This window comes from uncultured Lacinutrix sp. (assembly GCF_947500605.1).
Classification (GTDB): Bacteria; Bacteroidota; Bacteroidia; order Flavobacteriales; family Flavobacteriaceae; genus Lacinutrix.
This window is the reverse complement of the sequence record NZ_CANMSJ010000007.1, coordinates 23172-35392: the sequence shown is the minus strand read 5'-3', so window position 1 is coordinate 35392 and position 12221 is coordinate 23172. Positions and strand designations below refer to the sequence as shown.

The following is a 12221-nucleotide window of genomic DNA, read 5'->3' as shown; positions in this document are numbered from 1 at the left end:
CTTACAATAATAGTATTAAATTAAGAAAACTTAGCCCAATCTAACTTTAACGTTTATTTTTTGAAGTAACATTTTACTCACTTCATTTACAAATACCTTTTTTCTGTATTTTGTAATTGGTTGTATACCTTGTATAACGTTAGTTACAAACAACTCGTCTGCTTTTTGAAGTTCGAAAGGAGAAATAGATTCTTCTGCCAAAGTGTAGTCTGGCAATAATTCTAGTAGATTTAGAATTTGCTGCCTCATTACTCCTTTTAAACAACCATCTGCTAAAGGCGGCGTTTTAATAGTGTTTCCCTTTACAAGAAATAAATTCCCATTTAAAGCTTCCACAACACTCTTATTTGTATTTAATAATAAGCAGTTGTCTAAGTCATTCTCTTTAGCATAAATGCTTCCTACAACATTTATAGCTTTATTGTTTGTCTTTAAAGTAGATAATAATCCAGGAGCAACATAAAAATCTTTAAACAAATCAACTTCGTAAGCTTCTTCATTTAATAAGTAGAAATCTGTATCTAACGCTTTCGCGGAAATAATAAACGTAATTTCGTTGTTAGTAGGAAGGTATAATCCTCCAACATTTCTATGCACCTGAATTTTTACTCTTGCTGAAGAGTTCAATAATTCGTTTTTTTCTATGGTCTTTAAAATTTCGGCTTCCATAAACTCCATTGTAAAAGTCATTGGTATTTCCATACGCATAATACGCATAGAAGCCATTAACCTAAAATAATGATCCTCAAGAAACAGTATTTTACTATTAGAGACCTTTATAGTCTCAAATAGTGCATCACCGTAACTATAACCACGGTTTTCTGGTGTTAATACTTGGTTGTTATCGCTAAAATTTCCGTTAATGTTTATCATAAAAAAAGTGCCGAATTTCTTCGGCACAAATATAAGTTTAAAATATGTATTTCTTAAGCTGAGCCTAATACTTGTTTTAAATCTGAAATCTGATTTTCCCAAAGCATTTTACCTTCTTCAACTTCATCTTCTTCGGCAAAATCGGTAATCATTATAGATACATCTTTAGTTATTTCGTCTACTTGTATTCTAATTTCAAAGAAATATGACTCTCCTTCATCTTCCAACCAGCGAAATTTAATACGTTCTCCACTTTTTTTAGTTAGCAGTTTAGCTTGCTCCTCTGCTCCATCCCAAATAAATTTAAAGATCTCTCCTCTAGAATTTACGTTATCTGCATACCATTCAGACAAACCAGAAGGTGTCGATATGTACTGATAAAGTAATGTAGGTGAGGCATGTATAGGGAATTCTAATTCGTATTTAACTTTTTCGTCCATGTAATAATTATATAAAAATATTATGTCTCCAATATATACATTAATTAGTGAGTTATTAAAAAAAAAATAAAAAATTATTTTATTTTGCTTTTATGTTTGTCAGCTTTAAATTTGTTTTTATATTTGCACTCTCAAAATAATGGCGAGGTAGCTCAGCTGGTTAGAGCGTCGGATTCATAACTCGGAGGTCATGGGATCGTGCCCCATTCTCGCTACAAATTTGAAATCATTGTAAATAAACGGTTTAGTCTTTCTAAACCGTTTTTTTTATGCTTAATTTTAACAAGATTATTACATTTGCATACGATAATGAATACGATACAGCATACGATTTGAAAATTAAAAAGAATTTTTCTACACCAAAAATCTATAACGCGAAAGGAGATTTAACCAAGCGTTGGTATGTTTATTTTTCATTTAGAGATCCTGAAACTGGAAAACTTAAAAGAATGACGCCAATTTATGGTGATGCTAATTCTTATAAAACCAAAGAGGATCGTTTACAAGTTTTAACACAGTATCGTAAAACTCTTATTAAATTATTAAATCAAGGTTTTTCTCCTTTTGAAAATAATACTGAATCGTTTAATCATTTAAAAAATACTAGCTCTACTCCAGAAGAGATTAAACTAGTACCAAAACAAAATGCTACTATCGATAAAATAGTAGAAATAAAAATAGATGAAGAACCTAAAATGTCAATAAAAGAGGCATTTGATTTCTCAATAAACTACAAAACAAAACTAGTTAGCGTTACCACAATAAGAAGCTATAAAAACAGAATTGATTATTTTTTAAGATGGTTGTCTAAAACTCATCCAGAAATTAAAACTATTGACAAGCTAACTAAAAAAGTAGTCTTAATATTTTTAAATGCTGTTTTAGATAGAACAACAGCAAGAACGAGAAATAATTATCGTACCGAATTAAGTAGCATTATCCAAGTTTTAGAAGATAATGAGATTATTAAATCAAATTTTATAAAAAAAATATCTGTTTTAAAATCTACACCAAATAGGAATAAAACGTACTCTCAAGAAGAGCAAGAGTCTATTTTTAAATATCTTGAACAAAATGATAAAGTTCTATTATTGTTTATCAAGTTTATTTCTTATAATTTTTTGCGTCCAATAGAAGTATGTAGACTTCAAATAAAAGACATTAACATAAAAACAAGAACTGTACAGTTTAAAGCAAAAAATAGTCCTTTAAAAACTAAAATTATCCCTGATTTACTTTGGAAAGAACTACCTGATTTAACACAGTTTAATCCTGATGATTTACTTTTTGCTAGAGACACAATTGGAGGTGCTTGGGATACAAAACTTAATAACAGAAGAGATTTCTATTCTAAACGTTTTAAAACAGTTGTAAAAAAGAAATTTAATCTTGGTATAGATTATGGATTATATAGCTTTAGACATACTTATATAACGAAACTATATAGAGCAATGGTTAAAGACTCTTCTCCATTTGAAGCTAAAAGTAAATTGATGTTAATTACTGGACATTCAACAATGTCTGCTTTAGAAAAATATTTACGAGATATTGATGCTGAATTACCTGCGGACTATTCTGAAATGCTAAAAAACATAAATGAGTAAAACTGATTTAAATATTCTCTATAACGAGTTAATTATAAAATTACGGAATGATTTTGTGTTTTTTATACCGAAAGCAGTCTTAGACATTGATATTCCTAATAAATTAAAATTAAGGTTAGAACAGAGTATTGATCTACTATTTGATAATGTACTAATTATCAAATTGAGAAAAGGCACCTTTCTTTTTGATTCTAAAGAAGATACCTTAAGATTTCTTAAAAAGCATGAAGAGCTATCCGAAATAATTTTCACCTTATTAGAAAAGAAAAATGAATTGCAAGATTTTCAGTTCTCTTATATTTTAGATAAATATTTCAAACAAATAGAGTCTTTGTTTTATATAGTAAACTGGCTAAGTTTAAATATAGAAAAGTTAGATCCTAAAGATCTTAAATTTAAAGGATTATTTATATCACAGCATGAATATTACAAACAACATTTAGAAGATTTTATTAGAAATTTTTATCCTGATAAAACACATATACCTGATAGTAAATTTGATATTCTAAAACATATTGAACTTAATTTTAAAGACTTAACTAATATTCCTTTTAATAGTGAGATTTTGCCCGAAAAAACTAAAGACGTTTTTACTACACTAATAAATGAAAAACAGAAAGAAGTAAAACAAGTTAAAGTAAAAGTAAAAAAGAAGGTATTAGTAACTGAACAAGAAGCAGAAGACTTTATACTAAGAACCGTATTTAATATTGATATTTAGTTTTTATCATACATTTCTAGGATCATTAACGACTGATAATTTTTTACTCCACACGACACTCATACTATAAAAACCAAATCTATCTGTTATTCTGCCATAACAAGCATAGATTCCTAATCCATTAATTGGAAATTGATTCACCACATTTGTAAAATGTACAGCATCAAAATAGTCTCCATTTTTATCTACAAATGTACTTAAGCGCATCAATTTACCTTGTGATGTTTTATTAAAGCGTGTAGTTACCAGATTTCCATATATTAAAACAGATTTACCAATAAACTGATTCATTTGTGATGCTAAAACATCATGTTTCATATCTTCATTTACCAAATCAAAATAATTACATAATGGAAATCCAATAAGTTCCATTTCATCATAAGCATTTTCAATCCAGTTATTATCTAATTTTGGTAATGTAAATTGTTTATGTTCCGTTTTAAACAATTTAGATTGTACGGTGTTTTTACCTTTTGCATTCAGTTTAAAAATGGCTTGCCAAAGTAATTCTACTTTTGGTTTATTAGTAAACCTAAAAGCATCAATTCTAATTAAAATAGTAAGCTGTTCAATACTAATTACAATTCTATCAATAAAATCGTCTAAAGACTTAAACTGACCATTTAATTGCCTTTCAGTCAATAATCTTTTAATAGTATAAGCCTCTAAGTTTTTTAAATACCCAAATCCTAAATAAATAGATGTATCAATAAGTCTATTTGGGTGATCGCTTCTGTTTATACAAGGCAAACAGATTGTTGCTCCTTGTTGCCTTGCTTCATGAAAATAATGTTCAGCACTATAAAAACCACCACCATTATTAAGTACAGCAGTCATAAATTCTAAAGGAAAATAGCATTTTAAATATAAACTCTGATAGCTCTCAACAGCATAAGATGCAGAATGTCCTTTTGCAAAAGCATAACCAGCAAAACTTTTAATTTGGTTCCAGACTTCAAAAATCAAGTCGTCTTTATAACCTTTGCTTCTACAATTAGAAATAAACTTTTCTTCAACAGCTTCAAACTCTTTTTTAGATCTATACTTACCGCTCATTCCTCTTCTAAGCACATCTGCTTCACCTAAAGTTAAATCTGCAAACTGATTAGCCACTTTTAAAACATCTTCCTGATACACCATCACTCCATAGGTTTCTGGCATAATCTTATACAAAATAGGATGTGCTTCTTTTCTTTTTTCGGGATTACGATGTCTTTTAATAAACTCCTCCTTCATTCCTGAACCAGAAACTCCTGGTCTAATTATAGAACTTGCTGCCACCAAACCAAGATAATCTTGTGTTTGTAATTGTTGCATTAATCCTCTCATAGCAGGAGATTCTACATAATATGCACCAATTGCACCACCCGATTTAAGTAAGTTATTAATTTTAGGATCTCTTTTAAAAGCTTCAACATTGGTAATCTCTATTGGTGCTAATTCTGGTCTGTTTTCTGCAATAATTTCTAGCGCTTCTTTAATTTTTGCTAAACCACGTTGTCCTAAAATATCAAATTTAAAGACACCAACATCTTCGGCAATATTCATATCAAATTGTACTGTAGAAAATCCTTTTGGAGGTAAATTTGTTGCGGAATAATAATGTACAGGTTGATCTAATATTAATATTCCTGCGGAATGCACACTTAAATGGTTTGGAAAACCTTCAATAAGTTTACCGTATTTTAAAACCAGTTTTGAAATTTCATCTAAAGTAGAAATTTTATAATTGTGCTTACTCAGTTTATCTATTTCTTCTTTTGGCAAACCAAAAACCTTTCCTAATTCTCTAACAACCGCTCTATATTTAAAAGTATTGTATGTTGCTAATAGTGCAGTATGCTTGAATCTTTTAAAAATATAAGCAGTAACATCATCACGATCTTTCCAAGAAAAATCAATATCAAAATCTGGTGGAGAAGCTCTAAATGGATTAATAAAGCGTTCAAAATATAAATCTAATTCAATAGGATCTACATCTGTAATACCAATAATATAAGCCACAATACTATTAGCTCCACTACCTCTACCAACATGAAAATAACCTTTGCTGTTAGCATAAGACACGATATCATGATTGATAAGAAAAAAAGACACAAATTCCATCGCTTTAATGGTATCTAATTCTGTTTTTAAACGTGCATGTACTTTTGGTGTTGGATTTGCATAGCGTTTTGGCAAACCTTCTTTACAAAGTTTTTCTAGTAGCAAACAATCATTTTCAAATGAGTCTGTGTATAATTTTTGATTTTGAGATGTGCGTTCATCATCAACCCCAAAATGGACATCACATTCATCCATCAATTTTTTTGTGTTTTCTAAAATAAAAGGAAATTCAGCAACAGCTATTTTCAATTCTTCTAAAGACAACATTTTATCAGAAGGATTACATTCTTCTGTTTTTTCTAGTTTACTTAATAACGTATTATTATCTATTGCTCTTAATAATCGATGTGCATTAAAATCTTTTTTATCTCTTACAGTTACTTGTTGCAACAACACTATTTTGTGTTGTTGTTGTTGCTTTAGAGATGAAAACCTAAGTTTACGCAAATCGTCTACAGACACACCAATAAACTCATTATCAGTAAATTGTATTTTATTTTGTTGTAATACTTTCTCAAAAGGATATATTATAGCAACGTTGCCGAACGTTGTTGCAACATCTTCCAACAACAGTGTTGCAACATCTGGCAACAGTAATTTTTGTTCAGAATGTTTCGACAAAAACTGATTTAACGCTTTAAATCCTGCGTTGTTTTTTGCAATACCAACATAGTTTTGATCTGTACCATTTCTAAAATCGATTCCAATTATTGGCTTAATATTCCGCTTTTTTGCCTGCCTAACAAAATTCATGCAAGCAGATGTGTTGTTAATATCTGTCAACGCAATAGTGTCTATAGCATTAGCTTCAGCTAAATCTAAAAGATCAGTTTCAGAAAATGTTCCAAAACGTAAAGAATAATATGAGTGACAGTTTAAATACATTATTGATTACGATGTGCTAATAAAATTGGTGGTTCACCATTAAAAGGATTATCAAATCTACCAATGGTTTTTGCTCCCATTGCAGACGCTCTCATGATGCTTAAATCTCCATATCTGTTTCTTATGGTATCCATTGCATTGTATAGACTTAGCATTTCTTCGGTATCATCAAAAAGATTAATTTGGTAATTACCTGTTACTATATCGCTAATTTTTACACCAACCAATCGGATTAATAATCTGCGTTGGTATAGTTTTTCAAACAACTCTAATACTTTTGGAATAATAACATGATCTGCACTCGAATAGGTGATTTTAACTTGCTTAGTGTAAGTATTAAAATCTGAATACCTAATTTTCACACTCAATGTTCCTGCAAGTTTATTTCCTTTTCTTAACTGAAAAGCTAAATTTTCTGCCATAGCAAAAATGGTGGTTCTAAGCTTAACCATATCAATAGTATCTTTTCCAAAAGTACGTTCTGTTGATAGCGATTTACGCTCGTAAAAAGGAACTAAAGGTGGATTATCTATACCATTAGCTCTTTTCCAAATGGTACGCCCATTTGCTCCAAGCGCACTAATCATCATTTCTAATGGCATTTGTTGAATAACACTAATAGTACCGACACCCAAACCTCTTAAAACTTGATATGTTTTTTCTCCAACTGATGGTATTTTACGAATGGATAAAGGTGCCAAAAAATCTTTTTCAAATCCAGAATCTATCTGTAATTGGTTATTTGGTTTTGCTTCTCCTGTTGCTACTTTAGAAACAATTTTATTAGCAGATAAACCAAACGAAATTGGCAATCCTGTGTCTTTAATTATTTTTTGACGTAATTCTGAAGCATATTTATAACAACCATAAAATTTATCCATGCCTGTTAAATCAACATAAAACTCATCTACACTAGCTTTTTCAAAAATGGGTGCTTTTTCTTTAATTATCTCTGTTACTAAATGCGAATATTTAGTATAAATTGAAGCGTCTCCTCTAATTACTGTTGCTTCTGGACATAAGCGTCTCGCTACTTTCATGGACATACCAGAATGCACGCCAAATACTCTAGTTTCGTAACTACAAGCTGCAACTACACCTCTATCTCCTGTACCACCAACTAGTAAAGGTCTGTTTTGCAAACGACTATCTATTAGTCGCTCGCATGAGACAAAAAACGTGTCTAAATCTAGATGTAAAATATTATTTTGCATGCTGCAAAATTAGCTACAAATTCAAGTATTTATTGCTTACATTTGTAGTATTATGAATTATATCTCTAAAAACATAAAGCATTTAAGGAGTCTTAAAAAGCTATCTCAAGAAGGAATAGCCGAAGAGTTAAATGTAACTAGATCACGTATTGGCTCTTACGAAGAGAATCGTTCTGCGCCTACTATTGAGTTTTTAATTGCTTTTTCTGATTACTTTAAAATACCAATAGATATTTTATTACGTAATGACTTAACAAAAGCTAAAGACTTCTCTTTTATTGAGCTAAATAATCAACGTGTGCTGTTTCCTATAACAGTAGATGATGCTAACGAAAATTTAATTGAAGTAGTGCCTGTAAAAGCTTCTGCTGGTTATTTAGCAGGTTATGATGATCCTGAATATATTGAGCAATTACAAAAAATAAAACTTCCTTTTTTACCAACAGGAAAACATAGAGCATTCCCAATAAAAGGAGATTCGATGCTACCAATGAAAGATGGTTCTTTTGTTATTGGACGCTTTATAGAAGATAGAAGTGAAATAAAAAGCGGTAGAACATACGTACTTGTAACTTTAAACGATGGTATGGTTTACAAACGTGTTTATAATGAAATTGATTTAAATAATACGCTTGTATTAAAATCTGATAATAAAATCTATAACGAGTACAGTGTGCCTATTAATGAGGTTTTAGAAATTTGGGAATTTACATGTAGTATTAATACGCAAGAATATACTCAAGAGGAACTAAAAATTAGTAGTATTCTAGGTATGTTTAATGAGCTAGGCATTGAGTTGGAAGCCTTGAAAAAAGCAACTAATTAGCTGTTATTTTCCAATACAGAAGTTATTTTTATAGTATATAAAGTAATTTTAAATATATAAGGTACAAAATATACACAAATTAACCTGCATTATTATTTACAGAATCTATTAAAGAAATTATTTGTCTTACTTCACCTTCATCTTTAAATAAACCAAAAATTCCTTCGTCATGGTTTTCTGTAAATGGCGGCTTTACTAATAAGGATTTATCTAAAGTACCATTAACATTCAAAAAGTTAATTAAGGTTTGTATAAAGGTAATTTGTTGTGGATTTAAATTTTCTGCTTGAATATAATCTGCAAATAAACCATTTACTACTTCTAAATCTAAGCCAACAATGCTTCTTACAAACTTACCTAATGGTAATTCTCCAAACTCATTTGTATAGTTTTCTTTTGTTCCTAAAGATTCATTTATTAAAAATTGCTCTAGCAACTCTAGTTCTTTACTTGTAATAGCTATGTTTTTATACAGCTTATCAATTACTAAATGTGATTTATTTTTACGTATAAAACTCTCTACACGATCTTTATAACTCTGCAATTTAGCATAACCCTCTAAAATATCCTTCTCTTGTACTTTACTAAGGTCTAACACGTCTGTAAAATCGGTATAAACAGGCTCTAAGCTCTCTTTTTCTAAAAACTTTATTAGATCCCTAACCTCTGCTCTAACTTCCTCTACGGTAGCAATAGTAATGTTACTCCAAAACGATAAATCTCTAATTTTATTAATAGTATCAAGTTTACTTGCTACTGCTGGGATATTCCTTTTTTTATGTAACTGAACCCCAACGTTATACATTATTGAAATAAAGCTCTCTTGTGATTTAGCACCGTTTAATAATGCTAATTGTAACTTATAAGCTAATAAATCAAAGCGTTTTGCGACCTCGTCGTCTGTTGCGCTATAACTGGATAAACCAAATAATTTATCACATAATACGGTTTCATCAGATAATGATATACTATTCCAATTATTCTTAATTTTAAAATGCTTTACGTGACGTAATTCTTTTTTTACTTCAAAGCGTTTTTCATCTAAAGCATCTATACTTATATGTAGTTTATTTACTAAGTTATTTGCAAATAGGTCTTCCTCTTGTGTTGCTTCTGATTTATTTCTAATAACCTGTACAATATGTAACATGGTTTCGTAAATAAGTTGAGACAACCCTTTTGAAACACTAGTTTTGGCACCTTCTGGATATTCTTCAAAATATTCAAAATTACCGCAGAAATCAAAAATGATAAAATCTTCTTTATCCTTTCCTGGCCCGAATAGATTAGGTCTTAATCGCGTACCTCTACCAATCATCTGCCAGTATTTAGCAAAAGATTTAACAGGTTTAAAAAACACTAAATTAACAACTCTTGGCGCATCTACACCGGTATCCATCATATCTACAGACACAGCAATTTGTGGATTTTGCTCTTGCTTATCATCACAAAAACGCTCTAGCAAATCTTGAGCTTTAGAAGCGTAATTATCTATAACTTCTAAAAAACCTCCTTTAAATTGTGGATAGTTTTTATTGAAGCGCTCTTGTATGAAAATAGCATGGTTATGATTTTTAGCAAAAATGATGGTTTTACCCAATTTATCACCACCATTAACCTTAATACCATTTGTAAACAAATAATCTAATACCATATCTACAGTTTTGGTATTAAATAAAAACGAGTTCATTTTGCTGGCAGATATACCTAAACTCTCTAAGGCGTCATCATTATCGTTTTCTGATGGTTCTGGAACATCAAATTTCTCCTCATACTTCTCTTTATCTTTTTCTGATAAATCATTGTATTTAATTCCATCGCGCATAAACTTTAATGGTACACTAATTCCTTTTGGAGGGTTTAAATGTCCATCTTTTACGGCTTGATCTAACTCATATACATATGTAGGATTATCATCTTCAATACCAAACAAACCATAAGTGTTGTGGTGTATGTCTTTTTTGGGAGTTGCTGTTAAACCTATTAAAATAGCATCAAAATAATCGAAAATTGCGCCATATTTTTGGTAAACAGATCTGTGTGCTTCGTCTATAATAATCACATCAAAATGCCCTATACCATAAAAACGCTCTTCGTTAGCCTTTACTTTATCTATTTTGTTTAAAATAGTTGGGTAAGTTGAGAACACTACACGTGTTCCAGCATCTTCTTTTTCTTTAGTTAAATCTATAGTAGATAAATTTGGCAAATGCTCTTTAAACGCATTTTTAGCTTGTGTAACTAATGCGTTTCTATCTGCTAGAAATAAGATTCGTTTTGCCCAATGACACTTAGTTAACATGTCTACAATAGCAGCAGCGGTTCTGGTTTTACCACTTCCTGTTGCCATTACTAATAATGCTTCTCTATTTTTACCAACTATACCATTAGCTGTTTTTAGCATTAAAGCTTCACCTACACGTGTGATGGCCTCTAATTGATATGGTCTTTTATATCCTGCTATATCTAAATTTACTTTAAACGCTGATAAATCTTTTCGGCTTTTGCGTTGCTCTATCAAATAAGCTAACTCTTCTTTTGTATAAAAACCATGTATTAAACGCTCTGTATAAAACGTATCATCCCATATATAGGTATCAAAACCATTTGAATAAAATATTACAGGTCTTTGTCCTGTCATTTGCTCTAAACAATCCGCATACAATTTAGCTTGATGTCTTCCTTTTGTAGCACTATGCAAAGATTGTTTAGCTTCTATTACAGCTAATGGTAATCCATCATTACCCCAAAGCACATAATCCACATACCCCTTTCCTGAAGGATTAGTACTTAATGGCATACCAACAACCGGAAATTCCAAGTCAGTACTTTGCTTTAAATTATTCCATCCTGCTTCTTTTAATAACTCGTCAATGTATAATTGACGTGTTTCTTGCTCTGGTGTTAATTGCGGTATATCTTTTTCTGGAATTACTACTTTTTGACGCGCTTCTTTACGCTCCAACAATGCTGTTTGCTGATTTTGAAACTGCATTTTAAGCAATTCGTTTTCCTTTTGTAAGGCTTCAGATTTTTCTAATGCTTCTTTTAAAGCTTGTAATTGATTTTTTGAAGCTTTAACTTTTTCATCTATCTCTGCTTTTATATTTTTAGGGCTTTGAATAAAACCCTGTCCTATAACCCCTTCACTAAAAACAGGTGTTTCTATTAAATCTTCTCCATAATATTTTACTAAATACACACCAAAACTAAATATAGCTTTTAATGCATGTAATGCATTTTTCTCTGTTACTAAGCTTCCATGAGCTCCATTGTTACCAAAGCGCCTTACAAGGTCTAAATCGTAGAACAGAGATGGTTTGATGCTATTTTTAAAATCGTAATGAAATAATAAAGCAGATAACTTAGTATCATAAGGTTTTGTAAACTCTACATCATTATCATACAACCAATTTAAGCCTAATTCTAAAAAAGAGCGACAAGACACTGCTGCTAATTTAGGCACAGCAAAGGTAATTTGTTCTGCTATTTTAGCTTCTGCATAAAGCTGCGGAAAGTCATGTTTTAGAAATTCGAAATTACTCATAATAA

General features: G+C 30.4%; 8 protein-coding genes and 1 tRNA gene. 4 read left to right on the top strand and 5 right to left on the bottom strand.

Going from position 1 to position 12221, the window contains the following annotated elements; genetic code table 11:
• Positions 1-30 precede the first annotated feature (30 nt).
• Both Q0935_RS10980 and Q0935_RS10975 read right to left on the bottom strand, forming a co-directional pair.
• Complete coding sequence (locus tag Q0935_RS10980; protein ID WP_299385847.1) at positions 31-873, bottom strand: aminotransferase class IV; 843 nt, start codon at positions 871-873, stop codon at positions 31-33.
• 53 nt (positions 874-926) lie between these two features.
• Positions 927-1313: an START-like domain-containing protein gene (locus Q0935_RS10975; protein WP_299253549.1), complete on the bottom strand. Its 387-nt coding sequence runs from the start codon at positions 1311-1313 to the stop codon at positions 927-929.
• Positions 1314-1454: 141 nt separating this feature from the next.
• Between Q0935_RS10975 and Q0935_RS10970 the strand changes: the two genes are divergently transcribed.
• The 3 genes from Q0935_RS10970 to Q0935_RS10960 all read left to right on the top strand — a co-directional run bounded on the left by Q0935_RS10970 (position 1455) and on the right by Q0935_RS10960 (position 3638).
• A tRNA-Met gene (locus Q0935_RS10970) sits at positions 1455-1528 on the top strand.
• Positions 1529-1582: 54 nt separating this feature from the next.
• Positions 1583-2917, top strand: coding sequence for a site-specific integrase (locus tag Q0935_RS10965; RefSeq protein WP_299385844.1), 1335 nt, complete (start codon positions 1583-1585; stop codon positions 2915-2917).
• The gene (locus Q0935_RS10960; protein WP_299385843.1) at positions 2910-3638 is read left to right on the top strand and encodes a hypothetical protein; all 729 of its coding nucleotides are present in this window, start codon (positions 2910-2912) and stop codon (positions 3636-3638) included. Before Q0935_RS10965 ends, Q0935_RS10960 begins: the two co-directional genes overlap by 8 nt.
• Before the next feature lie 6 nt (positions 3639-3644).
• On the opposite strand, the gene Q0935_RS10955 is transcribed toward Q0935_RS10960, so the two are convergent.
• Both Q0935_RS10955 and Q0935_RS10950 read right to left on the bottom strand, forming a co-directional pair.
• The gene (locus Q0935_RS10955) at positions 3645-6629 is read right to left on the bottom strand and encodes a DNA polymerase III subunit alpha (protein WP_299385840.1); all 2985 of its coding nucleotides are present in this window, start codon (positions 6627-6629) and stop codon (positions 3645-3647) included.
• Positions 6629-7843, bottom strand: a complete 1215-nt coding sequence (locus Q0935_RS10950) for a DNA polymerase IV (RefSeq protein WP_299385837.1) — start codon at positions 7841-7843, stop codon at positions 6629-6631. Before Q0935_RS10950 ends, Q0935_RS10955 begins: the two co-directional genes overlap by 1 nt.
• Before the next feature lie 52 nt (positions 7844-7895).
• Here Q0935_RS10950 and Q0935_RS10945 point away from each other — a divergent pair, with 52 nt between their 5' ends.
• Positions 7896-8669 carry a LexA family transcriptional regulator gene (locus Q0935_RS10945; RefSeq protein WP_299385835.1) on the top strand — a complete coding sequence of 258 codons (774 nt, stop codon included), beginning with the start codon at positions 7896-7898 and terminating at the stop codon, positions 8667-8669.
• A 79-nt stretch (positions 8670-8748) separates the two neighbouring features.
• Here the strand turns inward: Q0935_RS10945 and Q0935_RS10940 are convergent, their stop codons facing one another.
• The gene (locus Q0935_RS10940; RefSeq protein ID WP_299385832.1) at positions 8749-12216 is read right to left on the bottom strand and encodes a DEAD/DEAH box helicase family protein; all 3468 of its coding nucleotides are present in this window, start codon (positions 12214-12216) and stop codon (positions 8749-8751) included.
• Positions 12217-12221 lie beyond the last annotated feature (5 nt).